The organism is Devosia chinhatensis (genome assembly GCF_000969445.1).
Taxonomy (GTDB): Bacteria; Pseudomonadota; Alphaproteobacteria; order Rhizobiales; family Devosiaceae; genus Devosia; species Devosia chinhatensis.
In genome coordinates, this window is record NZ_JZEY01000061.1 from 934,996 (window position 1) to 960,388 (window position 25,393).

Below are 25,393 nucleotides of genomic sequence, written 5' to 3' on the forward strand. Positions count from 1 at the left end.
GCCACTTGCAATGAGGTTTAACGTGGCCCGTTCGTCCTATCTGTTCACCTCGGAATCCGTTTCCGAGGGCCATCCCGACAAGGTTTGCGATCGCATCTCCGACGAAATCGTCGATCTGGTGTTCAAGGAAGCCAAGAAGGCCGGTATGGATCCCGCCCAGGTCCGCATCGCCTGTGAGACGCTGGCCACCACCAATCGCGTCGTCATTGCCGGTGAAGTGCGCGTGCCCGAAACGCTCCTGAAGAAGGACCGCGACGGCAAGGTCATCGCCGATGCCTCGGGCGCTCCCATGGTCAATCCGTCCCGGTTCAAGTCCGCCGCGCGCAAGGCCATCCGCGCCATTGGCTATGAACAGCCCGGCTTTCACTGGAAGAATGTGCGCATCGACGTGCTGCTGCATGGCCAGTCCGCCGACATTGCCCAGGGCGTCGACGAAGCCGGCAACAAGGATGTGGGCGCCGGCGACCAGGGCATCATGTTTGGCTATGCCAGCCGTGAAACGCCCGAATTGCTGCCCGCGCCGATCTACTATGCCCACAAGATTCTCGAGACCCTGACCGCGGCCCGCAAATCGGGCGAAGGCCCGGCGGCCGTTCTGGGTCCCGACGCCAAGAGCCAGGTGACGGTGCGCTATGAAAACGGCAAGCCGGTCGGTGTCACCCAGATCGTGCTGTCCACCCAGCATCTGGACGAAAAGCTGACGTCCGCCGATGTCCGCAAGATCGTCGAGCCCTATATCCGCCAGGCGCTTCCGGATGGCTGGATCAGCGACGAAACGGTCTGGCACGTCAATCCGACGGGCAAGTTCGTCGTCGGCGGTCCTGATGGCGATGCGGGCCTGACCGGGCGCAAGATCATTGTCGACACCTATGGCGGCGCAGCGCCCCATGGCGGTGGTGCCTTCTCGGGCAAGGACCCGACCAAGGTGGATCGCTCAGCGGCCTATGCTGCCCGTTATCTGGCCAAGAACGTTGTCGCTGCCGGGCTCGCCGAACGCGCCACCATCCAGCTCTCCTACGCCATCGGCGTGGCCAAGCCGCTCTCGATCTATGTCGATCTGCACGGCACCGGCAAGGTGGATGAAGCCCGGCTCGAAACGGCTTTGGCCGCGGTAATGGACCTGACCCCGCGCGGCATCCGCACCCATCTCGACCTCAACAAGCCCATCTATGCCAAGACCTCCGCCTATGGTCATTTCGGGCGCAAGGCCGGTCGCGACGGCTCCTTCTCCTGGGAAAAAACCGACCTGGTCAAGGCGCTGAAGGCTGCGGTCGCCTGATCTACAGAGAGATTGACCGGGGGCCTCTTTTCCGCAAAAGCGGAGAAGAGGCCTCTTTGTTTGAGTAGGTGACGATGTCGGACCACGAACTTCCCAAAACCCTATCGGGTGAGCCGCGCGCCTTTTTTGGGCGGCGGTCCGGCAAGAAGCTGCATGACGGGCAAAAGGCGCAGGTCGCCGAAATCCTGCCGCGCTTCGAGGTGCAGCTGAACGGCCCGCTCGATCCCGGCACTCTGTTTCCGGACGCCAAAAGGCTTGTCATCGAGATCGGTTATGGCGGCGGCGAGCATCTGGCGCGCAAGGCGGCGGAAGAGCCTGAAACCGGTTTCATCGGCTGCGAAGTCTTTACCGGCGGCATCGGCAAGATGGTGCAGGCCATCGATGAACGCGGGCTCGACAATGTCCGTCTCTTCACCGACGACGCGCTCAAGCTGCTGATGGCCTTGCCCGATGCGGCGATCGACGCGGTCTATCTGCTCTATCCCGATCCCTGGCCCAAGACGCGCCACCACAAACGCCGCTTCGTGTCGCCGGTGACGCTCAGGGAGCTGGCGCGCGTCATCCGGCCCGGTGGCACCTTCTATTTTGCCAGCGATATCGAGGATTACGCGGATTGGACGCTGGCCCATATCGTGCGCACGCCCGAATTTGCCTTCGAGCCGGTCGCGCCTGGCAGCTGGCACGAGCCCTATCCGGGCTGGCAGCCGACCCGCTACGAACAGAAGGCGCGCCGCGAGGGTCGCATGGTCAGCTTTTACTTCGCTTTTGCCCGCCGCTGACCGCATCGGCTGCGACAACCTGAACAGTCTTTAATTTGCATTGTCTCTGGACCTGCGCCAAGTCCGACCCATATCGGAGCCAGGCGTCACCCGGAGAACCACCATGAGCAGCCCTGATGCGGCCAGTCCACACGATCTTCTCGTGGTGCGGCCGAGCAAATGGACCTTGGTGGTCATCGTGCAATTGCGCTCCGGCACCATGCGGTTCAACGAATTGCGCCGCAATATGGGTGGGGTGCCGCAGAAATCGCTGAGCCAGACGCTGCGGGAACTGGAGCGGGACGGCTTCGTGACCCGACGGGCCTATGCCACCATTCCCCCGCGCGTCGAATACGATCTGACCGAGATGGGCCAGCAATTGCTCGAACTGGCCGACCGGTTCCACGATTTCGCCCTGCGCAACCGCGAAGCGGTCGAGACGGCCCGCCGACGCTTCGATGCAGTCGGCGAGGGCCTCGAATAAACCTGCGACCTTCGGGCGCCGTCAGGATGTGACGGCGCCGAGGTCATCGGATCACATGGCGATCGGGGCCAGGGTGTCCTCGTCGAAATATTGCATCGTGACGCGGCCGTCATCGCCCACCACGAAGGCACGCACGTAATTGCCCCACTGCTCCACCGAGGTGGCATTCACGCCCTTGGACTGCAGCTGGTACTGCACGTAATCGCGGTTGAACGAGTCCGAGCTGGATTCGGCGGTGATCGGGTCGGATGCGGCCATGGCCGGCATGGCGACGCCGGCAAGGGCAGCTGCGGTGACGAGGGCGACGACGCTGTTCTTGATCATGATGAGATCCTTTCTGTGTTGAACGATTGGGAGATGACCCTCCTTCCCGCCTCGTACAACCAGCTCAAAACATGTTTTTAGGCCTTGAAATGCGACCCTGCGAACCGACGGTTTTGCCAGGGAAATCAAGGGTTTTGCGCGTGCTTTGGTTTCCCTGGCGAAACCTGGTGACCTGGGCGTAACAATGGGCGCTTCCCTTTCGGATCGCGGGACAGTCACGGCAATGGCGGGGGGGAACGGGCCGGACGGCGCCGTCAGCAGAAGCCCAGCTCGATCCGGCCGCCGCGGCGCGAAAGGATGCGTGCAGGCCAGGATGTGTCGAGACCCGGCAGCACGAGCGTCAGGCGCTCGGGCAATCGGTCGGGTGCACTGACCTGAACCTCAGCGCCCTCGTCCCAGACGGCACGGATCGTGCAGTCCACCGCTTCGCCGGCATCTGCATCACTGCCCGATAGGACCAGCTTTCCGGGCGACAGCTGGCGCTGGCGGTCTGTCACGGGCAGGCTCGGGGCTGCTTCGCTCTTGAAGGTCGTAACGCGATCCCGGCCGGATCGCTTGGCCTCGTAGAGCGCCACGTCGGCCTTGGCCAAAAGCGCCTCGAGGTCGTCCCGGTCCGGATCAAGGCCCGCCACCCCGAAACTGGCGGTCACGCGCAGGCCGGGCGCGATATGGGCAAAGGACAGGGCCGCGATCCGCTGGCGCAGCTTTTCGGCTATGGCGATGCTCGAGCCGGCATCGGCGCCTGGCACCAGAAGCGCAAATTCCTCTCCACCCAGCCGGCCGAGCAGATCGCTTTCGCGCGGGGTGCGTGCCGCCGTTTCCGCCACCGCCTTGAGCACGGCGTCGCCGGCGGCGTGGCCATGGGTGTCGTTGACCGTCTTGAAGTGATCGATGTCGAAGCACACAACGCTCAGCGCTGTGCGGTGGCGCCGGGCCAGAGCCAGGAAGCGCTCCGCCTCTTCCTTGAAGGCGCGGCGCGTGCTCAACCCCGTCAGCCCGTCCGTCGTTGCCAGCTGGCGCAGCTCGATTTCGTTCATCACGATCTCGGCCAGTTCGGTCAGGATCATCACGTCCCGCTCGGAAAAGGGGCGCGGGCGCTGGTCCATCGCGCAGACCGTGCCGATCGTGTGTCCGTCTGCGGTCCGGATCGGTACCCCGGCATAAAAGCGTATCGCCGTCTCGCCGGTGACGAAAGGATTGTCCCTGAAGCGCTGGTCGAGGCTGAGGTCAGGCACGACAAGCGCCTCGTTGCGGCGCAGGGTTATGCGGCAGAATGTGTCGTCAAGTGCCGCTTCCCGCACCGGAACGCCCCGGCTGGCCTTGATCCATTGCCGATGCGCATCGATCAGCGACACGGCCGAACTCTGCACCCCGAAGACGAGCTCCACCAGACGGGCGATGCGCTCGAAGGCAGGCTCGGGCGGCGTATCGAGAATGTCGTAGCGCGCCAGGGCGGCGAGGCGCTGGCTCTCGGCATCCGCATTCTGGCGATCGATCCGAGTGGCGCTGGACATGGAACCTCCAAAATTTCGTGATCTGACAGCTCCTAGAACCTGATTTTGTCACAATCGGAGCAATCCGGCTTTCCTGCCCGATCCGGTGACCGCATGGTTAACGCCGCGTTCGTCTTGCCATGGGCCGGATGGGCCGCTATAAGGGGGCAACATCATTGCTCTCATACGAGAGTGGGTGCCCTGACCGGCCCCCGCTCTTTTTGTTTTCCACCCGAGCGGCGGCTGCCGCTTCTGATCCGAATGACAGACATGGCTTTCGATCTCGCTGAACCGCGCTACATCAAGGAAACCGGCCTCGAAGCCCGGATCGCCCGCATTGTCGAGCCGGTCGCCATCGATCTTGGGTTTTCGCTGGTGCGCATCAAGATCACGCCGGAAAATGGCTGCACCCTGCAGATCATGGCAGAAGACCAGAATGGCCGCTTCACCATCACTGATTGCGAGACCCTGTCCAAGGATCTCTCGCCGGTCCTCGACGTCGAAGATCCGATCGACCGCGAATATCACCTCGAGGTTTCCTCCCCGGGCATTGATCGTCCGCTGGTGCGCAAGCGCGACTTCGAGCGTTTCGTCGGCCACGAGGCCAAGGTCGAATTGTCCGACATGATCAATGGCCGCAAGCGGTTCCGGGGCGAGATCGGCCCCGTCGATGACACCGGCGTCATCATCATCCTGCCCGATGCCCCTGGCGGCACCGACCCCGAACACAAGCTGGCCTTTGCCGATATCGCCGAGGCCAAGCTGGTTATGACCGACAAGCTCATGGACATGGCTCGCGCCGACCAGGAGCTGCACCCGATCGACGACGACGAGACCGAAACGGTCGAATATGCCGACGCCGACAACGATGTCTCTGAGGAGAAGAACTAAATGGCCGTTAGTGCGAACCGCCTTGAGCTGTTGCAGATCGCCGATGCTGTCGCCCGCGAAAAGAACATCGACCGCATGGTCGTGATCGAGGCGATGCAGGACGCCATGGAAAAGGCCGCCAAGGGCCGCTATGGCGCCGAGACCGAAATCAAGGTCGAGATCAATCCGCGCTCGGGCGAAACCCGCATGTGGCGCCTGCTCGAGATCGTCGAGGATGTCGAGGAGCCCTCGCGCCAGGTCAATCTCAAGCTCGCCCAGGTCAAGAACCCCACCGCCAAGGTCGGCGACTTCCTCACCGAGCCGCTGCCGCCCATGGAATTCGGTCGCATCGCCGCCCAGTCGGCCAAGCAGGTCATCGTGCAGAAGGTGCGCGATGCCGAGCGCGACAAGATGTTCGAGGAATATACCGGCCGCGTCGGCGAGATCGTCAACGGCTCGGTCAAACGCGTCGAATATGGCAACGTGATCGTCGACCTGGGTCGCGGCGAAGCCATTATCCGCCGCGACGAGCTGATCCCGCGCGAAATGTTCCGCTACGGCGACCGCGTGCGCGCCTATATCTACGACGTGCGCCGCGAACAGCGCGGTCCGCAGATCTTCCTGTCGCGCACCCATCCGCAATTCATGGCCAAGCTGTTCATGCAGGAAGTGCCGGAAATCTACGATGGCGTCATCACCATCCGCTCGATCGCCCGCGATCCGGGTTCGCGCGCCAAGATCGCCGTCACCTCCAATGATTCTTCGATCGATCCGGTCGGCGCTTGCGTGGGTATGCGCGGCTCCCGCGTTCAGGCGGTCGTCGCCGAATTGCAGGGCGAAAAGATCGACATCATCCCCTGGACCGACGGCATTGCCGACCTCGTCGTTTCGGCCCTTCAGCCCGCCGATGTCGCCAAGGTCGTGCTCGACGAGCAGGCCGAGCGCATCGAGGTCGTGGTGCCCGACGAGCAGCTGAGCCTCGCCATTGGCCGTCGCGGCCAGAACGTGCGCCTCGCCAGCCAGCTCATCGGCTGGGACATCGACATCCTGACCGAGCAGGAAGAGAGCGAGCGTCGCCAGAAGGAATTCACCGAACGCTCGACCCTGTTCATGCAGGCCCTTGACGTTGACGAGATGGTTGCCCAGCTATTGGCTTCGGAAGGCTTCTCCTCGGTCGAGGAACTGGCCTATATCGAACCGGGCGAAATCGCCTCCATCGAAGGCTTCGACGAGGAAACCGCAGGCGAAATCCAGGCCCGCGCGGCTGAATATCTCGCCGAGATCGACCGCAAGTTCGACGAGGAGCGCACCGCGCTCGGCGTTTCGGACGACCTCTATGAGATCGAAGGCCTCAATGCCGCCATGCTGGTGGCCCTGGGCAAGGAAGATATCAAGTCCGTCGAGGATTTTGCCGGCTGCGCCGCCGACGATCTGGTCGGCTGGACCGAACGCAAGGATGGCGAGACCAAGCGCTTTGACGGCACCTTCAAGGATTTCCCCGTGTCGCGCGAGGAAGCCGAGGACATGATCATGCAGGCCCGCATCAAGGCCGGCTGGATCAGCCAGGATGACCTGCCTGCGGCCGATGAAGGCGAAGAAGGCTATGCCGAGGAGGAGGCGGTCTAAGGACCGCCTTCCTGCGGGGTACCGGCCTTGGCTCGGCGCGCGGACATGACGAGGACTTGCGCCTTGACCCGGCAGGAAAAGCCGGTCGAGGCGCTGGTGCGCTTTGCGGTCGGGCCGGACGATGTTCTCGTCCCCGATGTCGAGGCGCGGGCCGAAGGTCGGGGCGTCTGGATCACGCTCAGCCGCGAGGCTGTGGCCGAAGCGGTGCGCAAGAAGGCATTCGCGCGCTCGCTCAAGGGGCCGGTCCAGGTCGCCGACGATCTGGCCGAACTGACCGAATTGCGGCTCCGGCAGCGCCTCCTGTCCGCCTTAGGCATGGCGCGCAAGGCCGGCCAGTTCGTCACCGGGGCCATGAAGGTCAAGACTGCGCTTGAAGGTGGCGGGGTCATCGCCCTGCTCACGGCCAGAGACGCGGCCGAGGATGGGCGCAACAAGATGCGGGGCACTTTGCGGGCCCTGAACCATGCGCGGCGAGACGCCGGACTGACCGGTCCGGACGTGCCGCATTTCGAATTGCTTCAAAGTGCTGAAATGGATTTGGCACTTGGGCTGGAAAATGTGATACATGCTGCCCTGATGACCGGGGCGGCAGCCCAATCGGCGGTGGAAAAGGCCAATAGACTGGCCCGATACATTGCCCAACCGATGGAAGAGTACACCGACCGCAATGCGGCGTCCGGTGTGCTTTTGTCCGCGGATCAGGACGAAAGACGATAGGAAGTATGGCTGATAACGACGACAAGCGCACCGACGATACCGGCGCCAAGAAGACGCTGACCCTCAAGGGCGGCGCTGGCCTGGGCAACCGCCCCGGCGGGATGTCGCGCGGACCGTCGCGCTCGACCGTGGTCGTGGAAAAGCGGACGCGCATTGTGCCCAAGCCCAATGCCGGTCCTGCATCGGGTGGTGGTGGCCGTCCACAGCAGGGCGGGCGTCCCCAGGGCCGCCCCATGCAACAGCAGAACCGCGCGCCGCTGGGCCTTTCCGCAGCTGAAGCCGAGGCACGGCGTCAGGCACTGGCGCTTGCCGGTGCCCGCCAGGCCGAGGACAGCCAGCGCTTTGCCGCCGAGGAAGCCCGCCGCATCGAGGAAGACAATCGCCGCCGCCAGGTTCGCGAGGAAGCGGCACGCCAGGAGGAAGAGCGTCGCCAGGCCGACGAGGCCCGTCGTGCCGAAGAAGCGGCGCAATCGTCCGCTCCCCAGGCCGAGCCAGAGCCGCCGCGCGAAGAATTCGTGCCCGCCAGCCAGCGCAATCCCGGCCCCAGCAGCGTGCGTACCGTTGCCGGCCGGCCGGGCCAGTCGGCCCGCCCGCAGCGTCGCGACGAACGTCCCGCCGGTCGTCCCGGTGAAGGCGAACGTCCCGGTCAGCGCCCTGCCAATACCCGCCCGACCGGAACGGCCGGTGCCCGTCCTGCCGGTACGGCTGGCCGTCCCGCCGACCGTCGCCCCGGCCCCGGCGGCATGGCTCCGATCGGCAATGTGCCGCCGGCTCCGCCCAGCGAAGCCGATGGCCGTCGCACGCGTACCGGCGCCCCCCAGCATCGTCCGACCACCGAGGCGGAACTGGAAAATGCCCGTCGCGCCAGCCGCGCCCAGCCCGAGCGTCCGACGCGCCGCAGCGATGACGGTGCCGCCCGTGGCCGCCTGACCGTCGCCAGCGCCACCACCGAGAACGATCGCGATCGCGGTCCCTCGCTGGCCGCCATGCGCCGCCGCCGCGACAAGAAGATGGGCCGCAACCAGCAGGATGCGCCCAAGCTCAGCCGCGAAGTCATCATTCCCGAGGCGATTACCGTCGCCGAGCTGGCCAATCGCATGGCCGAGCGTTCGGTCACAGTGATCAAGCTGCTCATGCAGCAGGGCCAGATGGCCACGATCAACGACGTTCTCGACGCCGATACCGCCGAGCTGATCGCCAGCGAACTGGGCCACACGGTCAAGCGCGTGTCGGAAGCCGACGTGGAAGAGGGCCTGTTCGATCTCGCTTCGGACGACAAGGCCGAGGATCTGACCGATCGTGCGCCGGTCGTGACCATCATGGGTCACGTCGACCACGGCAAGACCAGCCTGCTCGACGCCATCCGCGAGGCCAATGTGGTTTCCGGCGAAGCCGGCGGCATCACCCAGCATATCGGTGCTTACCAGGTCGAAAAGAACGGTGCCAAGATCACCTTCCTCGACACCCCGGGCCACGAGGCGTTCACCGCCATGCGTGCCCGTGGCGCCCAGGCGACCGATATCGCGGTGCTCGTTGTGGCAGCCGATGACGGCGTCATGCCGCAGACCATCGAATCCATCAAGCACGCCAAGGCGGCAGGCGTTCCGATCATCGTGGCCATCAACAAGATGGACAAGCCGGAAGCCAATCCGACCCGCGTGCGCACCGAACTGCTCCAGCACGAGGTCTTCGTGGAATCCATGGGCGGCGACGTGCTGGACGTGGAAGTCTCCGCCAAGACCCAGGCCGGTCTCGACAAGCTGCTCGAAACCATCCTGTTGCAGGCCGAAGTGCTCGAACTCAAGGTGGCCCGCGATGGCCGTGCCGAGGGTCTGGTCATCGAAGCCAAGCTCGATCGCGGTCGGGGTGCGGTAGCCACCGTTCTGGTCCAGCGCGGTACGCTCAAGATCGGCGACATCCTCGTGGCCGGTACCGAGTTTGCCCGTGTGCGCGCCCTCATCAACGACAAGGGCGAGCAGGTCAAGGAAGCCGGCCCGTCCGTGCCCGTCGAGGTTCTGGGCTTCAACGGCGTGCCGAGCGCGGGCGACCGCTTCTCGGTCGTCGAAAGCGATGCCCGTGCCCGCGAAGTGACCGAATATCGTCAGCGCGCCATCCGTGAAAAGACGGCCGGCGGCGGTGCGACGAGCCTCGAGCAGATGATGAATCAGCTCAAGATCGCCGGCATCTCCAAGTTCCCGCTGATCATCAAGGGCGACGTGCAGGGTTCGGTGGAAGCGATCGTGGCTTCCCTCAACAAGCTCTCGACCGATGAAGTCTCGGCCCAGATCCTGTTCTCGGGCGTGGGCGGCATCACCGAATCCGATGTCACCCTGGCGGCGGCGTCCAACGCCATCGTCATCGGCTTCAACGTCCGTGCCAACAAGCAGGCCAATGATCTGGCCACGCGCGACGGCATCGAGATCCGCTACTACAACATCATCTACGATCTCGTGGATGACGTGAAGAACGCCATGAGCGGCCTGCTGGCGCCCGAGCGCCGCGAGACCTTCATCGGCTATGCGGAAATCCTCGAAGTCTTCCAGATCACCAAGGTCGGCAAGGTCGCTGGCTGTCGGGTCACCGAAGGCATCGTGGAGCGCGGGGCCGGCGTGCGCCTCTTGCGCGACAACGTCGTCATCCACGAAGGCAAGCTCAAGACGCTCAAGCGCTTCAAGGACGAAGTCAAGGAAGTGGCCATGGGCCAGGAATGCGGCATGGCCTTCGAGAATTACGAAGACATCCGCGCCGGCGACGTCATCGAATGCTTCCGCGTCGAGACCGTCAAGCGCACGCTCTAAGGCGACGCATGCATCAAGGATTGAAAAAGGGCGCGGCATCGACCGCGCCCTTTTTCCTGCGCAGTCGCGCCCCAGCAAGGTCTGCCTGGCGGATCATTAGAGCCTCTTCGGCGCGCATCGCATCGGTCAATGTCGCGGTCGGCACCTGCCTCGACCAAGCGAGACGGCATAGGCGCGCAAATTGCCGGCAGCGTTCCTCGGGACGCAGGCGCCACGCTGTCGTAACTCAGCCGCATCGGCTCGGTGTCACGACAGGCAGAGGAACGCCCGCTGGCGCCCATAGCCAACCCCGCCCGTAAACAGAAAGACCCGCCTCTTGCGAAGCGGGCCTTGGATGCCGAAAGCGGGTGACTACGGTTTGGTCCGCTTCCGGCAATTTCGAAACCTGTGCTCCCCACTTAGGCGGCTCGCGCCGCCTGTGCAAGTCACAGTTTGAATTCTTTACGCGTTGATCACCGTCACGCGCGCGCCGACGGGCACGCGGGCATAGAGATCGATGATGTCCTGGTTCATCAAGCGGATACAGCCCGAGGACACATTGGTGCCGATCGTATAGGGCTCGGTCGTGCCGTGGATGCGGAACAGCGTGTCGCGACCATTCTTGTAGAGGTAGAGCGCGCGTGGACCGAGCGGGTTTTCCGGGCCGGGGCCCATGCCGCCGGCATAGGGACCGTAGCGCTCGGGTTCGCGGCGGATCATCGACTGGGTCGGCGTCCAGCGCGGCCATTCGGCCTTGCGACCGATCGTGGCGTCGCCGCGGAACACCAGCGCCTCGTCCTTGCCCACGCCGATGCCGTAGCGCAGCGCGCGGTTGTTCTCGAGCACGAGATAGAGATAGTGCGCGGGCGTATCGACCACGAGCGTGCCGGGACGCTCAGTGGTGTAATATTCCACTTCCTGGCGCCACCACTTGGGGTCGACGCGGCGCAGGTCCATGGCGGCGACCATATAGGGCTCGTTCGGCATCGTGCCGTACATGCGCTGGTAGTAGGGATCGATGACCGGTTCCTGCACGACGGGTTGCCGCGTGGTGGAACAGGCCGAAAGAGCGGTGGCGGAAATGCCAAGCAGGAACAGGCGGCGGGAAATCAACACAAAACCTCGGGGGCAGGCGGGAAGGAAAACTCGAACGCAAGAGGTGCGCGCTTGCTTCGGGCATACGCTTGCCATTCTTAACGTGGCACGAATGCGGCAGTTCCTCGCCACAATTTGATCTCATTCGCCAGTGTTGCAAAACTCCCACACAATCGGCTACGCAAAGTCGTGATCAGGGATTTTGGGGGCTTTGAACGATGGACGCTGCGGCGGATTTTTCACTTTATGTGCGCCTGATCTCCGGCACAATCCTGGGCCTCACCATCGGCAAGCTGCTGAGCGGCCTTGCCAAATTCGTGCAGCATCCGGCCCAGTACCGGATGAACATCCTCCACGCGCTCTGGATTTTCTTCATCTTCGTCGCCGTCTCGGTTTTCTGGTGGGGGGAGGCGCAGACCTTCGGATCGGTGCAATGGACGTATCCGCTCTACCTGTTCCAGATTGCCTATTGCTCGAGCTACCTGTTCATGACGGCAGTGATTCTGCCCGACGAGGTCTCCGCCCATGACGGCGTCGAAACCCATTACGACTATTTCATTTCGCGGCGACGCTGGTTTTTCGGCGCGCTGATCGTCAGTCACCTGCTCGATCTGGGCAATACGATTATCAAGTTCGGTCTCGACGACTTTCCCATCACAGCCGACCTCCTGATCTTCAACGCCGTCCTTTTCGCCCTGCTGCTGCTTGCAGCCATCGTGCCGCATAAAAAGGTGCAGGTGGGCGTCGCGGTCACTTTCGCCGCCCTGACAGTCCTGTCCATGCTGCTGGAATAAAAAAGGCCCGGATCGCTCCGGGCCTTTCGTGTTCATATCGTCCTGCCGATTACTCGGCAGCGTCTTCTTTGACGATTTCCTTGCCGGTGGCCTGGTCGATGATCTTCATCGACAGGCGCACCTTGCCGCGCTCGTCAAAGCCCAGCAGCTTGACCCAGACCTTGTCGCCTTCCTTGACCACGTCGGTGGTCTTGGCAACGCGCTGGTCGGCCAGCTGGGAAATGTGCACCAGGCCATCCTTGGCGCCGAAGAAGTTCACGAACGCGCCGAAATCGGCGGTCTTGACCACGGTGCCCTGATAGATGGCGCCCACTTCCGGCTCGTCGGTGATCGAGCGGATCCACTTGATGGCCGCATCGATCTGGCTGCCGTCCGAGGACGAGACCTTCACGGTGCCGTCGTCTTCGATATTGATCTTGGCGCCGGTCTTTTCGACGATCTCGCGGATGACCTTGCCGCCGGTGCCGATCACTTCGCGGATCTTGTCGGTCGGGATCTTGAGCGTTTCGATGCGGGGTGCGAATTCGCCCACTTCGCCGCGCGAGGCCGACAGCGCCTTGGCCATTTCGCCCAGGATGTGGATGCGGCCGTCCTTGGCCTGGGCCAGGGCGATCTTCATGATCTCTTCGGTGATGCCGGCGATCTTGATGTCCATCTGAAGGCTGGTGACGCCTTCTTCGGTGCCGGCCACCTTGAAGTCCATGTCGCCCAGGTGATCTTCGTCACCCAGGATGTCGCTGAGCACGGCGAACTTCTCGCCTTCCAGGATCAGGCCCATGGCGATACCGGCCACCGGGCGCTTCATCGGCACGCCTGCATCCATCAGCGCCAGGCTGGTGCCGCAGACGGTTGCCATCGAGGACGAACCGTTGGATTCGGTAATCTCGGAGACCACGCGGATCGTGTAGGGGAATTCCTCGACCGAGGGGCGGATCGGGTTGATGGCGCGCCATGCGAGCTTGCCATGGCCGATTTCGCGGCGGCCCGGGGACCCCATGCGACCGGCTTCACCGACCGAGTAGGGCGGGAAGTTGTAGTGCAGCAGGAAGTTTTCCTTGCGGGTGCCTTCGAGCGAGTCGATGTACTGCTCGTCTTCGCCGGTGCCGAGCGTCGCAACGACCAGCGCCTGGGTTTCGCCGCGGGTGAACACGGCCGAACCGTGGGTGCGCGGCAGCACGCCCACTTCCGAGCTGATCGGACGAACGGTCTTGAGATCACGGCCGTCGATGCGGCTGCCGGTATCGAGAATGTTCCAGCGGACAATCTTGGCCTGAAGGTTGTGGACGACTTCGCCCAGCGCTTCCTTGGACACCTCGCCGGCTTCGATCTTGGCAGCGAAGGCGTCCTTGACCTTGGCATTGGCAGCGTCGACCGCAGCGTAGCGGGCGGCCTTTTCGGTGTTCTGGTAGGCGGCGCGCAGATCGGCTTCGGCAATGGCCAGCACTTCGGCTTCGAGCGCCGAGAAGTCCGGTGCGGTGAACTCGCGCGGTTCCTTGGCGGCCATTTCGGCCAGCTGGATGATGGCTTCGATGGCCTGGGCGGAGGCCTTGTGGCCGAACATCACGGCGCCCAGCATCACCTCTTCGGACAGCTCCTGGGCTTCCGATTCCACCATCAGCACGGCGTCGGCCGTGCCGGCCATGACCAGGTCGAGCTTGCTGTCGGAGCGGCGGTCGACCGGCAGGTTGAGCACGTATTCGCCATCGACGTAACCGACGCGGGCGGCGCCGATCGGGCCCATGAAGGGCACGCCGGAAATGGTCAGCGCAGCCGAAGCGGCGACCATGGCCAGAACGTCGGGATTGTTTTCCATGTCATGCTGGAGAACGGTGATGACCACCTGGGTCTCGTTCTTGTAGCCATCGGGGAAAAGCGGGCGGATCGGACGGTCGATGAGGCGCGAAACCAGCGTTTCGTTCTCGGTCGGGCGGCCTTCGCGCTTAAAGTACCCGCCCGGGATCTTGCCAGCGGCGAAGTACTTTTCCTGATAATTGACGGTCAGGGGGAAGAAATCCTGGCCCGGCTTTGCCGACTTCGCCGAAACGACGGTGGCGAGCAGGACGGTTTCGCCCAGGGTGGCGAGCACGGCGCCATCGGCCTGGCGGGCCATCTTGCCGGTTTCGAGCGTCAGGGGCTGGCCGCCCCAATTGATCTCGACCTTGTGGTGATCAAACTTGATCGACATGACTATCGTCTTTCCATTCTGCCGGATGCGCGGGAACGCGAGGCCTAGGCAATGAACCCCACGAACGCATCCGGTGTGCCCGCACCGGTCGGCGCACCCTATGTGCGCACCAGCTCAAAATCAGGCACGTGTTGCTGTCTGGCACGGACAGAACATGGACAAGACAATGAGATTCTCCAGCAGCGGAAGAACCCGATAATCCTGCCATGCTCCGGCAGTGCCGGCCTAAGACGAAGCGTCTGGCGCTCCGTATCTGCCCTTTGGAAGGGCAACCGGCGCGGAAGTGAACTCCCGCGCCGGAAACATCGTGCGCTTAGCGGCGCAGGCCGAGCTTTTCGATCAGCGTCTTGTAGCGGTTCTCGTCCACCTTCTTGAGGTAGTCGAGCAGGCTGCGACGGGTCGAAACCAGCTTCAGCAGGCCACGGCGGGAATGGTTATCCTTGTTGTGGCCCTTGAAGTGCTCGGTCAGGTTCGCGATGCGCTCGGAGAGGATGGCGACCTGGACTTCCGGCGAGCCGGTATCATTGGCCTTGGTCGCATATTCCTTGATCAGTTCGCTCTTGCGCTCTGCAGTAATCGACATCGGCATATCCTTTCAAAAAAGAGGATGGTGGCCGCCCCAGCCGGGATGTCGTCCAGGTGGGGCCGTAACGAGGCAGGCCCGGACCATTGGGTCCGCAACCGGCTGGCGCTGCTATAGGGCAAATGGGCCGCCAAAGCCAGAATTTATTGGCTTGGCGCGTCTTCGTCGGGGCGCACGGCCGCAAAGGCCGGGTCGAGCGCACTGAGGGGAATGTCGAACACCCATTCGACGCCGTTTTCATGGGCAATGCGGTTGACCTGCGCGCCGAGCGCGCCGCCGACCATCGTGCGCAGCACGATCGTGCCGAACCCGGAGCGCTCGCTGTCGAGCAGTTTCCCGCTCAGGGTTTCACGCCAGCGCATTTTGAGGCTGTCCGTGCTCACCGTCCAGGTCAGCTCCAGCCGACCTTCGGGGTCCACGAACGCACCGTAGCGCGTAGCATTGGTGGCCAGCTCGTGCAGCGCCATGCCCAGGATCTGCGCGCCTTGCGGGTTGATGCGCAATTCCGGGCCGCCGATCGTGTCGCGCGGATCGTCGGGCCGGAACGGGGCCAGCTGTTCGTCCACCAGTTCGGCCAGCATCACGCCTGCGCGGCCATGGGCCAGCAACAGATCCGTGGAGCGGGCCAGGCCCATGATGCGCCGCTCGAGCGCCTTCACATAGCCGGGCAGGTCGGTCGAGCCGCGCGCCGTCTGCTTGGCCATGGCGGCGATCACCGCCATCTGGTTCTTCGAGCGATGCGCCAGCTCGCGCATCAGGAAGCGGTTGTCGCGCTCGGCCATCTGCCGGCGCTCGGAAGCATCGGCCAGTGCTTTGGACACTTCGGCAATTTCGGCAACGGGGTAGGACCGCGGATAGACCGCCTCGCCGCGTCCCATTCGGGCGGCGTCGAGGCTGAGGCCCTTGACCGACTGGCCGATCCTTTGGGCAATGAAGAAGGCCACGGCCGTCGCGGCCAGCGCAATCACCAGGCCCCAGGCCGCCAATTGCAGCAGCGAATCCTGCAAGGGCTTCTGGACCTGCTCGGCCGAGGCCCAGGCCACGATGCGCCATCCCGTCAGGCCCGATCGCCACTCGGCAGTCACAACCTCGCGGCCGTCAAAATTTTCTTCGACCCATTCCCCATCGGCCTGGGGGGCAAGTTGCCGGATGGGCAGCGTTTCCCCGATATCGAGCGCTGCATCGGCCGTGGCCGCAATGACCAGATTGTCGCTGTCGACCAGCGCCGCATGCCAGCCTTGCGGCAATTGCCGCGACTGCAGCGCCGGCACCAGATTGCCCGCATTCTGCGTCAGGGCCAGCAGGCGGACTGCACCGGCATCTTCTACGGGCAGCCACACATTGAAGACATAGTTCTGCGCGGTCTGTCCGTAGAACAGCCCGGAAATGGTTATGAGATTGCGCTGGATCGCACGCTCCGCCGTTTCCGGATCCGAGCTTGCCCCCAAGGCGTCGCCGAAGGGGGTCCGAGTGTTGAGCAATTGCCGGTACTGGTCGTCGACGGCAACGAGATAAGTGCCGGTGCCCGCCAGCGCCTGCAGAGATCGTTCGCTGAATTCCTGCAGATTACCGCCGCGCAGGAACCCGGAGGTGGACAGGATGCGCAATGTAGTGGACATGCCGGCAATTTCGCGGTCAACCGAATGCCCCATGGCTTGCACGGTGGCATTCGTCAGCGCCTGCAGGACGTCCTGCTGGGCATCATTGGTCCGGTTCAGCAGCACCAGCGCGACCGCAAAAGCCGGAATCAGGATCGCCAGGACGAGGGCGGCCAGGTAATAGACCACCGGGCGGGAACGAGCCTTGCTGCTCCCCGCGTGCTTATCCCGGACAACCTTGTCCGCCATGCCCCAATCCCTTCTTAGTCTGGCCGAAACGGCCAATCAGTATTTGGCGCTGGCGTCGCTTGCGGGGAAACTTTCGTCCACCGCCTCGTCAATGTCATCCCATTTATTTGGGGTATCGGCCATTGACTCGGCACCGGCAGGCCGCACCTGCACCGGCGCATCGTCGGGGCCGGGCTTTTTTCCGTCGCGCATTGCGGCGGCGGCATCGGGCTTTTTCGCTGGCTTTTCAGTCATGGTCACATCCTTCCAGTCCGCCTACAACACATAAGCACCGTGCTGGTTGCAGCCCATGGCATCACGACGTCGCGTCTGGTAAACACCGCGCCATGACCGAGCACGACACACTTTCCCAGACCGCCCCCAAGCGGGTGTTCATCAAGACCTATGGCTGTCAGATGAATGTCTATGACAGCGACCGGATGGCGGATGCCCTCGCGCCGCACGGCTATGTGCCGACCCAGGACGCTGCCGAGGCCGACCTCGTGCTGCTCAATACCTGCCACATCCGCGAGAAAGCTTCCGAAAAGGTCTTTTCCGAACTCGGGCGCCTCAAGGAGCTCCAGGGCGAACGGCGGGCTGTCGGTGCCGACATGATGATCGGCGTCGCCGGCTGCGTCGCCCAGGCCGAGGGCGAGGAAATTGCCCGCCGCGCTCCGGTCGTCGATCTGGTCTTCGGGCCGCAGGCCTATCACCGCCTGCCCGACATGCTGGCGCGTGCCCAAGGCCAGCGCCACATGCATCCCAGCCTCAAGAAAGCGGTGATCGACACCGATTTCCCCGAGGAAGACAAGTTCGCGCACCTGCCGGCGGCGAAAAAGGAAGTGACGGTCAAACGCGGGCTCACCGCCTTCCTCACCGTGCAGGAAGGCTGCGACAAGTTCTGTTCGTTCTGCGTGGTTCCCTATACGCGCGGCGCCGAGGTTTCCCGTCCGGTCCATCAGGTGCTGGACGAAGCCCGGCGTCTGGTCGATGCTGGGGTCAGGGAAATCACCCTGCTGGGCCAGAACGTCAACGCCTATCACGGGCTCGATGCCCAAGGCCGCGATGTGGGCCTGGGCCAGCTCGCCTATCTTCTGGCCGAGATCTCCGGCCTCGAGCGCCTGCGCTATACGACCAGCCATCCCCGCGACATGGACGATGCCCTGATCGCCGCGCATCGCGACCTGCCGCTGCTCATGCCCTATCTGCACCTGCCGGTGCAGTCCGGCTCGGACCGGATTCTGAAGGCCATGAACCGCAAGCACACGGCAGCCGAATATCTGGCGCTGATCGAGAAGATCAAGGCCGCCCGTCCCGACATGGCGCTCTCGGGTGATTTCATCGTCGGCTTCCCAGGCGAAACCGACCAGGATTTCGAGGACACGCTGACCATCATCCGGGAAACCGGCTATGCCTCGGCCTATTCCTTCAAATATTCCACCCGCCCCGGCACGCCGGGCGCTAGCCTGGGCGATCAGGTGCCCGAAGAGGTCAAGACCGAACGGCTCTATCGCCTCCAGGACCTGGTCAACCGGCAGACCACCGATTTTCACGCCTCCTGTGTCGGCAAGACCCTGCCGGTCCTCATCGAGCGCGTCGGGCGCATGCCCGGCCAGGTCGGCGGCCGCTCGCCCTATCTCCAGGCAGTGCACCTCGAAGGCTCGACCGAGCTCATCGGCGCCATTCACCAAGTCGAGATCATCGGCACCAGCACCAATTCGCTGGTCGGTCGGCTGAGGCAAGCCGTGGCCGCCTGATGGCGACCCCGCTGGCGGAGACCGTCTAAGCTGATTTTTCGGCTGCCAGCAGGATGTCGAGGGCTTCGAACTGTTCGGGATAGGCGCCCTGGCTACCCGAGGCGATGGCCGCGTCGAGCGCCTCCTTGGATGGATAAAGGTCCGATAGCACCAGCAGCGTGCTGCCGTTTTTCTCGGTCAACGTCACACTGGTGACCGAACCGTCTTCGCTTTCCTCGTTCGTCCAGACCAGCTTATGCGGCGGCACGACCTCGAGATAGCGGCCGACAAAAGCCATGGACCCTTCCATGTCCGGATGGCTGAAGACGAAGCGATATCGGCCACCGGTACGCACATCGGCCTCGCAGGACACGAACTGAATCCCGAACGAGGCCGGTGCCCACCAGCGCATCAGCAATTCCGGCGTGGTCCAGGCGGCGAACACCAGGTGCGCCGGCGCATCAAAGGTCCGCGTGATCCTCAGCTCGCGGTCCGAGACGCGTGTCACTTCGGTTGGGGTCCCGGCCGGCTCCCTGTCAGGTCTGGTCTCGTCCATCGTCCTTCTCCTGCCGTTTGAGATCTTCAACAACCAGATCGAGCGCGTCGAAGCGGGCCGACCACAGCCTGCGATAGGTCTCGATCCACTCCAGCTCTGCTTCAAGCCGGCTTCGCCCCAGCCGGCAGGTGCGCACGCGTCCCTTCTTTTCGGTGGTGACGAGACCGGCGCGCACCAGAATGTCGACATGCTTTTTCATGCCGGTCAGGGTCATGTCGAAGCTTTCCGCCAGGTCGGACACCGAGGCATCCGCACGCGCCAGCCGTTCGAGCACGCCCCGCCGCGTGACGTCGGCCAGTGCGGAAAAGGAAGCATCGAAGCTTGGTAAATACTGAACCATAAAGTTCAGTATAGATCGTCTGATGCCGGCCGCAAGTGCCATTCCGGGGAGCGGGACAACCCTTGCAATCGCCTCGCGCTGTCACAAAATATCTACAGACACGGGACCCAAATCATCCTAGCCTCGTTTCTGCATGGACAGCGCAGTCCGCGCCGTCCCCTTCGGGAGCCACACCAGTTTGAGCAGGCACTTGCCACCGACCGCCGATAACGCCCTCGCATCGCAACTCGAACTTGCTTTTGAAGACAATCGCCTTGCCTCTCAGCTTTATGGCGATTTCGACCAGAACCTTGCCCTGATCGAACAGCGCCTTGCCGTCACGGCCACGCCGCGCGGCAATCATGTGCTTTTGAAGGGCGCGGCATCCAGGGTCGATCAGGCGCGTCGCGTCCTGGAGTCGCTCTATGCCAATCTCGAGGAGGGCCGCGCCATCGACATTGCCGATGTCGACGCCGTCATCCGCATGATCGAGACCGAGGACAGCCAGCTGACGCTGCCCACGCTCGAACGCAAGGGCAAGGTCCGCATGGCCCAGATCGCCACGCGCAAATCCACCATCGTCGCGCGCACGCCCGCTCAGGACGCCTATATGCGCGCCATGGAGCGCAGCGAGCTGGTCTTCGGCGTGGGTCCCGCCGGCACCGGCAAGACCTACCTGGCCGTGGCGCATGCCGCCTCGCTGCTGGAACGCGGCGACATCAATCGCATCATCCTCTCCCGCCCGGCCGTCGAAGCCGGCGAGCGCCTGGGCTTTCTGCCCGGCGACATGAAGGAAAAGGTCGATCCCTACCTGCGCCCGCTCTATGACGCGCTCTACGACATGATGAAGCCCGAAAATGTCGAGCGCTGCATCACCTCTGGCATTATCGAGGTCGCCCCGCTCGCCTTCATGCGCGGGCGGACGCTGGCCAATGCCGTCGTCATCCTCGACGAGGCGCAGAACACCACGTCCATGCAGATGAAGATGTTCCTCACGCGCCTGGGCGAGAACTCCAAGATGATCGTCACCGGCGACCCCACCCAGGTCGATCTGCCGCGCGGCGAAAAATCGGGTCTGGTCGAGGCGGTCAATCTGCTCGACGGCGTCGAAGGCGTGCATATCTCCCGCTTCAACGACAAGGATGTGGTGCGCCACGCGCTTGTCGGGCGCATCGTTCGGGCCTATGAGCAGGACTTCGCGCGGCGCCTCGCCGAGAAAGAGGGTGACCGGGACGGTCTGGCGCGCACATTGGGCACCTTGCCCCGGAGCTGAGCCGCCTGCCCATGCCGTCATCGCCACCTCTCGAGATCGCCGTCATCCGCAATGCTGAGGGCTGGCCCGACCATTTCGACGCGCTGGCCGAAAAAGCCATCCTGGCGGCTCTGGCGGGCGCCGGGGCCAGGGTTCGCGGCGCCGCCGAGATTTCCGTGCTGCTCACCGACGATGCCGAGCAGCGTGAACTCAATGCCCAATGGCGTGGCAAGGACAGCGCGACCAATGTTCTGAGCTTCCCCCAGATCAAGCCGTTCGACCCGGTTTTCGGGCTTTTGGGCGATATCTCCCTTGCGCGGGAAACCCTCGAGCGCGAGGCGGCCGATCTCGGCAAGAGCCTCGATGACCATTTCACCCACTTAATGGTGCATGGATTTCTCCACATTCTGGGCTATGATCACATCGAGGAAGACGAGGCCCTTCAAATGGAAGGCCTGGAAACCCAGATATTGGCAGGGCTGGGGATAGACGATCCCTACGCCGAATGACTTGATGCCAGGCAACCTCGGACGCTCCGGGGCATTTTCGTCGACAGGACAATTAGAGCCGCTTTCTTGCGGCACGAGATGATGACCGACAGCGACAGTAACATGGCCCCTCGGGTGGCCGAAAACCCGGAACCTCCTTCTAGTCCCGCCTCCGCTGCCACGCGGGGGCCGAGCCTCCTGGAGCGGATCAGGGGTCTGATGACCCTGCGCAGCGTTTCCCTGCGCGAGGACCTGCAGGAGGCTTTGGATGAAACCGGCAGCACCGAGCCCGGAGATTTCTCCGAGAGCGAGCGCGTCATCCTGCAGAATGTGCTCAAGCTTTCCAAGGTGTCGGTCGACGACGTCATGGTCGAGCGGTCCGACATCCACGCCGTGGCCTCGGACATCAATCTCGGCACGCTGCTGGCCAAGTTCCGGCAGGTGGGCCATTCGCGCCTGCCCGTCTATGACGATGGCCTCGACGACATCAAGGGCTTCATCCACATCAAGGATGCCTTGGCCAAGATCACCGAGCCGGTGACCGATCCGGAAAAGGAGGTGCCCGTCAAGCTCATCTCCACCGTCTTGCGCCAGAAGCTCGCCAAATTGGGCATTACCCGTCCGGCCATGTTCGTCCCCACCTTCATGCCGGCTGCCGACCTGCTCCAGCAGATGCGCGCCAGCCGCACGCACATGGCCATCGTGGTCGACGAATATGGCGGCACCGACGGTCTCGTCACCATCGAGGACCTGCTCGAGGCAGTGGTCGGGGAGATCGAGGACGAGCACGACGTCACCGAAGCCGCCCTGATCCGCAAGGTTGGCGACGATGTCTACATCGCCAATGCCCGTGCCGAACTGGACGACGTGCGCGCCATGGTCGGCCCCGATTTCGATCCGGGCGAACACGGCGAGGATGTCGATACCATTGGCGGTCTGGTCTTTGATCTGGCCGGCCACGTGCCCAAGCGCGGCGAGCGCGTTAACGGGCTCGAAGGGTTCGAGTTCGAGGTGCTGGCGGCCGATAGCCGTCGCATCAAGCGGCTGCGCATCCGACGCAAGAAGGATGTTGGCGACGAAGAGCCTCTGGCCATCACCGACCAGCGCACCCCCGAACAGAAAGAGGCGGCCGAATAGGCCGCTTCACGCCGTCCCGACAGGGTCGGACTGCATGGACAATTCAGCGCTGGCATTGTCCCGCTGCCGGGCCGTCCGCACCGTTTTGTCCTGCTTGGGGCAGGAAGCGCAGAGTGTCCCCGGCATGGCGCGGTAGTCGAGGCAGCACCCTTTGCGCGCGACGATCACGGCTTCGCCTCCTTGCGGCAGCGTCACCACGTCGAGCTGCCCATGACGATCCAGCCCCATCGCATCCAGCCAGAGCGTGCAGAACGCCAATTGCTCTGTGACCCCCAGCATGGGCCGGAAATGGCGTAGCCGTACCATCAGGCTCAGCATGCGCTCAGCCAGGAGATAGTGCGCGAACCGCTCCTTGAGCGGCATGATCGTCTGGATTTCTTCCAGCACCCTGTCGGCATAGAGGCGCAGCGCCGGTCCCGCCCTGCCGATCAGCGCTTCGGTATGGTCCCGGTGCTGCGGCCCCGGCTGCAACCGGTAATCATCCACATAGATGCCGCGCTGCGCCTGGGCGATGCCGGAAAGATCGGGCAGGGCGCCCTGCAGATGGGTAGCGATCACGGATAGATAGGCGGGCTGCCAGATCAGATTGGTCCAGAGCCGCACGGCGTAAAAAGGCATGCCGGCCGCCGGATAGCTGGCCATCAGCTTCTGTTGCAACGTCCTTAGAAAAGCGCCGTTGTCGCGCCCCAGCTGATGCCAGCCCCGCGGCGCCGCGCCTGGGGCGCCCTTCATGAAGCCGGTCGCCGCATGGGCAGTGGCGATCAGTCGGGTGAGGGCGGCATCCCCGCCATCCTGGGCAAATAGAAAGTGTCTCTCGCGCACGGGCAAACCTCGTCTCGCCTTCCCTAGCGCGTGCCTGTGGGAAGGAAAAGCCTCCGTATCTTCCCCGTTGGAGGACCGGTTTCCTACATCCATGACGCTTTACCCCAATGGCTGGGGGCAGGGGCCATCATTCCCGGACCAGTTCGGGGGGACCGGCATGCTTTCGCGTTTGAAGGATTTTCGGGCCGACCGCCGCGCCACGGCGGTCATAGAATTTGCCCTGCTCACACCGGTCTTTCTACTCATGCTGATGGGCATGCTGGCCTATGGCATCTATTTCGGGGCGGCCCATGCGCTGCAGCAATTGGCGGCCGATACCGTGCGCACCGCTCTTGCCGGCGTCGATGAGGGCGAAGGGCGGGCGCTGGTCGAAGCGTATCTGCGCCGCAATGCCGGCGCCTACATGCTCATTGATCCCGAGCGGCTGAGCTACGAGTTCGACGTTCCCGCCGGCAATGCGGACCAATATCGGGTGCGCCTGCTTTACGACGCCAGCGACCTTCCGATCTGGAATCTCTACCCGCCCCTGCCGCTGCCCAGCCCTCAGATCGTGCACGGCGCCACCATCAGGCGAGGCGGCATATGATCTGGCAGCGTTTCCTACGCGACGAGCGCGGCAACATGGCCATCCTCTTCGCCTTTGCCTTCATGCTTTCGGCATTCGTCTCCGCTCTCGCGGTGGACGCTGCCTCCCTCTACCAGGAGCGCCGCCAGATCCAGGCCGGCGTCGACCTGGCAGCGATCTCGGCGGCGGCCCACCCCCCGCGCGCCGCCGAGATCGCCCGATCCGTGCTGGTCGAGGCCAGGCTCCTTGCCCCGGCCAGCACGGATGGACTGATCGTGCGGGTGGGACGCTACGATCCGGCGCTGCCGCTCGGGCAACGCTTTCGCGCCGATGCGCTGCCGCTCAATGCCGTCGAGGTGACGCTCGAACGCACCGGAAATCTGCATTTCGCCGCCGGCTTTTCAGCGCCCCCGCTCATGTCCGCCACTGGCCTGGCGACGGTGACCCCACAGGTGTCCTTTTCCATCGGCTCGCGGCTCGTCAGCCTCAATGGCGGCCTCGGCAACGCCGTCCTGAGCGCGCTTCTGGGCACCTCCGTGTCGCTGTCCGCCATGGATTATCAGGCGCTGGCGGCAGCCCGCATCGATGCCTTTTCCTTTCTTGACGCGTTGGCGCTCGACATGGGCGTCACCGCCGGCTCCTATGCCGATCTCCTTGCCATGGAGGCCAATACCGGCGCCGTGGCTCGTGCCTTGGCCACCCTCAGCAACGGCGCGGCGCGCACCGCCCTGACGGCCCTCGCCACGCATGGCCCGGGCCGCAGGCTCTCACTGGGCAAACTGGTTGCGCTCGGCCCGCTGGCCCGGCGCGAAATCGGGGCCACCGGCTCGAATGGGCTGGGCATCGGCTTTTCCGCCCTCGATGTCCTCTCCGGCGCAGCAGCTCTCGCCAATGGCGCCAACCAGGTGTCCCTGTTCCTGGGCGCCGGCGTCCCGGGGCTTGCCCGGCTCGATCTCGCCCTGCGCATCGGCGAGCCGCCGCAGGGCGGCAGCTGGTTTGCCGTGGGCGCCCAAGGCAAGGTGCTGCGCACCGCCCAGACGCGGCTGCGCTTTCGCGCCGAACTCCTGGGCGGGCCGGTTCTCGGTGGCGCCGCCGTCTCCGTGCCGCTCTGGCTCGATCTCGCCCATTCCGAAGCCATGCTCGTTTCGGCCACCTGTCCCGGTCCCACTGCGCCCCGGGGCAGTGCCACGCTCGCCGTGCGGCCCGGCCTCGTGCGGCTGGGCCTGGGCGAGATGAGCGATGCGGCCCTGTCCACCTTCGGCACGGTTCCGTCTTCGTCGTCCGCCCGGCTCATCGACGTGCTGCTGCTGTTGCGCGTCAACGCCTCGGGCCGGATCGACATGGCCCAGAGCCAGCCGATTGCCCTGACCTTCACCTCCGCCGACATTGCCGCCAATGCGGTGAAGACGGCGCGCACCACCACGCTCGCCGCCTCGCTCTTCGGCTCGTTGTTTTCTTCTCTCAAGATCGAGCCCACAATTCTGGGCATTCGCCTCGGCCTCGGCTCGGAAGGAGCGATCGTCGAGGCGCTCCGGGCGCTGTTGATGCCCCTGGCCCCGGTCCTCGACCTGACGGTCAATGGCGTCCTCGCCACGCTTGGCCTCGGTCTTGGCGAAGCCGATATCCGTGTCCATGCCGTGCGCTGCGACAATCCCGTTCTTGTCGGCTGATCCCCATTGACGTCCCGCTTTAGTGTGATAGATATAT

The 25,393-nt window shown here is 64.0% G+C and carries 24 protein-coding genes; 14 read left to right on the forward strand and 10 right to left on the reverse strand.

Annotated elements, in window-relative coordinates; genetic code table 11:
* Positions 1-10 precede the first annotated feature (10 nt).
* The 3 genes from metK (at position 11) to VE26_RS14955 (ending at position 2,521) form a co-directional block, all read left to right on the forward strand.
* On the forward strand, positions 11-1,279 hold the full coding sequence (gene metK / locus VE26_RS14945) for a methionine adenosyltransferase (protein WP_210165404.1): 1,269 nt from the start codon (positions 11-13) through the stop codon (positions 1,277-1,279).
* Positions 1,280-1,353: 74 nt separating this feature from the next.
* Complete coding sequence (gene trmB / locus VE26_RS14950; RefSeq protein ID WP_046105941.1) at positions 1,354-2,058, forward strand: tRNA (guanosine(46)-N7)-methyltransferase TrmB; 705 nt, start codon at positions 1,354-1,356, stop codon at positions 2,056-2,058.
* Positions 2,059-2,161: 103 nt separating this feature from the next.
* Positions 2,162-2,521, forward strand: a complete 360-nt coding sequence (locus VE26_RS14955) for a winged helix-turn-helix transcriptional regulator (protein ID WP_046105942.1) — start codon at positions 2,162-2,164, stop codon at positions 2,519-2,521.
* Between the two features lie 51 nt (positions 2,522-2,572).
* Here VE26_RS14955 and VE26_RS14960 read toward each other — a convergent pair whose 3' ends face one another.
* Together VE26_RS14960 and VE26_RS14965 are read right to left on the reverse strand one after the other, a co-directional pair.
* Complete coding sequence (locus tag VE26_RS14960; protein ID WP_046105943.1) at positions 2,573-2,845, reverse strand: hypothetical protein; 273 nt, start codon at positions 2,843-2,845, stop codon at positions 2,573-2,575.
* Between the two features lie 254 nt (positions 2,846-3,099).
* Positions 3,100-4,359, reverse strand: a complete 1,260-nt coding sequence (locus tag VE26_RS14965) for a sensor domain-containing diguanylate cyclase (protein ID WP_046105944.1) — start codon at positions 4,357-4,359, stop codon at positions 3,100-3,102.
* A 249-nt stretch (positions 4,360-4,608) separates the two neighbouring features.
* On the opposite strand from VE26_RS14965, the gene rimP reads away from it, so the two are divergent.
* The 4 genes from rimP to infB are packed head-to-tail and all read left to right on the forward strand — an operon-like array spanning position 4,609 to position 10,349.
* Positions 4,609-5,229: a ribosome maturation factor RimP gene (gene rimP, locus VE26_RS14970; RefSeq protein ID WP_244465711.1), complete on the forward strand. Its 621-nt coding sequence runs from the start codon at positions 4,609-4,611 to the stop codon at positions 5,227-5,229.
* The gene (gene nusA / locus VE26_RS14975) at positions 5,230-6,834 is read left to right on the forward strand and encodes a transcription termination factor NusA (protein ID WP_046105946.1); all 1,605 of its coding nucleotides are present in this window, start codon (positions 5,230-5,232) and stop codon (positions 6,832-6,834) included.
* A gap of 45 nt (positions 6,835-6,879) precedes the next feature.
* On the forward strand, positions 6,880-7,551 hold the full coding sequence (locus VE26_RS14980; RefSeq protein WP_084620558.1) for an RNA-binding protein: 672 nt from the start codon (positions 6,880-6,882) through the stop codon (positions 7,549-7,551).
* Between the two features lie 5 nt (positions 7,552-7,556).
* The gene (gene infB, locus VE26_RS14985; protein WP_084620560.1) at positions 7,557-10,349 is read left to right on the forward strand and encodes a translation initiation factor IF-2; all 2,793 of its coding nucleotides are present in this window, start codon (positions 7,557-7,559) and stop codon (positions 10,347-10,349) included.
* 441 nt (positions 10,350-10,790) lie between these two features.
* On the opposite strand, the gene VE26_RS14990 is transcribed toward infB, so the two are convergent.
* On the reverse strand, positions 10,791-11,444 hold the full coding sequence (locus VE26_RS14990; protein WP_046105947.1) for a L,D-transpeptidase: 654 nt from the start codon (positions 11,442-11,444) through the stop codon (positions 10,791-10,793).
* A gap of 197 nt (positions 11,445-11,641) precedes the next feature.
* Between VE26_RS14990 and VE26_RS14995 the strand changes: the two genes are divergently transcribed.
* Positions 11,642-12,217 (forward strand): hypothetical protein, encoded by a 576-nt coding sequence (locus VE26_RS14995; protein ID WP_046105948.1) that lies wholly within the window; start codon positions 11,642-11,644, stop codon positions 12,215-12,217.
* A gap of 49 nt (positions 12,218-12,266) precedes the next feature.
* On the opposite strand, the gene pnp is transcribed toward VE26_RS14995, so the two are convergent.
* The 4 genes from pnp to VE26_RS15015 all read right to left on the reverse strand — a co-directional run bounded on the left by pnp (position 12,267) and on the right by VE26_RS15015 (position 17,066).
* Positions 12,267-14,402 carry a polyribonucleotide nucleotidyltransferase gene (gene pnp / locus VE26_RS15000; protein WP_046105949.1) on the reverse strand — a complete coding sequence of 712 codons (2,136 nt, stop codon included), beginning with the start codon at positions 14,400-14,402 and terminating at the stop codon, positions 12,267-12,269.
* Positions 14,403-14,715: 313 nt separating this feature from the next.
* Entirely contained in the window at positions 14,716-14,985 is a 270-nt protein-coding gene (gene rpsO, locus VE26_RS15005; protein WP_046106422.1) for a 30S ribosomal protein S15, read from the reverse strand.
* Between the two features lie 143 nt (positions 14,986-15,128).
* Positions 15,129-16,832, reverse strand: coding sequence for a sensor histidine kinase (locus VE26_RS15010; RefSeq protein ID WP_046105950.1), 1,704 nt, complete (start codon positions 16,830-16,832; stop codon positions 15,129-15,131).
* Positions 16,833-16,868: 36 nt separating this feature from the next.
* A complete protein-coding gene (locus VE26_RS15015; protein WP_046105951.1) occupies positions 16,869-17,066 on the reverse strand; it encodes a hypothetical protein in 198 nt (65 codons plus the stop codon).
* A gap of 92 nt (positions 17,067-17,158) precedes the next feature.
* On the opposite strand from VE26_RS15015, the gene miaB reads away from it, so the two are divergent.
* Entirely contained in the window at positions 17,159-18,568 is a 1,410-nt protein-coding gene (gene miaB / locus VE26_RS15020) for a tRNA (N6-isopentenyl adenosine(37)-C2)-methylthiotransferase MiaB (RefSeq protein ID WP_046105952.1), read from the forward strand.
* A gap of 25 nt (positions 18,569-18,593) precedes the next feature.
* Here the strand turns inward: miaB and VE26_RS15025 are convergent, their stop codons facing one another.
* Together VE26_RS15025 and VE26_RS15030 are read right to left on the reverse strand one after the other, a co-directional pair.
* Complete coding sequence (locus VE26_RS15025) at positions 18,594-19,103, reverse strand: SRPBCC family protein (RefSeq protein ID WP_046105953.1); 510 nt, start codon at positions 19,101-19,103, stop codon at positions 18,594-18,596.
* Positions 19,084-19,443, reverse strand: coding sequence for an ArsR/SmtB family transcription factor (locus VE26_RS15030; RefSeq protein WP_046105954.1), 360 nt, complete (start codon positions 19,441-19,443; stop codon positions 19,084-19,086). The genes VE26_RS15025 and VE26_RS15030 overlap by 20 nt, the downstream gene beginning before the upstream one ends.
* Positions 19,444-19,576: 133 nt before the next feature.
* Between VE26_RS15030 and VE26_RS15035 the strand changes: the two genes are divergently transcribed.
* From VE26_RS15035 to VE26_RS15045, 3 genes are all read left to right on the forward strand, one after another.
* Positions 19,577-20,695, forward strand: coding sequence for a PhoH family protein (locus VE26_RS15035; RefSeq protein WP_084620562.1), 1,119 nt, complete (start codon positions 19,577-19,579; stop codon positions 20,693-20,695).
* Between the two features lie 11 nt (positions 20,696-20,706).
* Positions 20,707-21,183, forward strand: a complete 477-nt coding sequence (gene ybeY, locus VE26_RS15040) for an rRNA maturation RNase YbeY (protein ID WP_046105955.1) — start codon at positions 20,707-20,709, stop codon at positions 21,181-21,183.
* Positions 21,184-21,381: 198 nt separating this feature from the next.
* Entirely contained in the window at positions 21,382-22,299 is a 918-nt protein-coding gene (locus VE26_RS15045) for a hemolysin family protein (RefSeq protein ID WP_046105956.1), read from the forward strand.
* A 6-nt stretch (positions 22,300-22,305) separates the two neighbouring features.
* Here VE26_RS15045 and VE26_RS15050 read toward each other — a convergent pair whose 3' ends face one another.
* Positions 22,306-23,121, reverse strand: a complete 816-nt coding sequence (locus VE26_RS15050) for a siderophore ferric iron reductase (protein ID WP_160297857.1) — start codon at positions 23,119-23,121, stop codon at positions 22,306-22,308.
* A gap of 157 nt (positions 23,122-23,278) precedes the next feature.
* On the opposite strand from VE26_RS15050, the gene VE26_RS15055 reads away from it, so the two are divergent.
* Positions 23,279-23,707 carry a TadE/TadG family type IV pilus assembly protein gene (locus VE26_RS15055; RefSeq protein WP_046105958.1) on the forward strand — a complete coding sequence of 143 codons (429 nt, stop codon included), beginning with the start codon at positions 23,279-23,281 and terminating at the stop codon, positions 23,705-23,707.
* The gene (locus VE26_RS15060; RefSeq protein ID WP_046105959.1) at positions 23,704-25,356 is read left to right on the forward strand and encodes a pilus assembly protein TadG-related protein; all 1,653 of its coding nucleotides are present in this window, start codon (positions 23,704-23,706) and stop codon (positions 25,354-25,356) included. Before VE26_RS15055 ends, VE26_RS15060 begins: the two co-directional genes overlap by 4 nt.
* Positions 25,357-25,393: the final 37 nt, after the last annotated feature.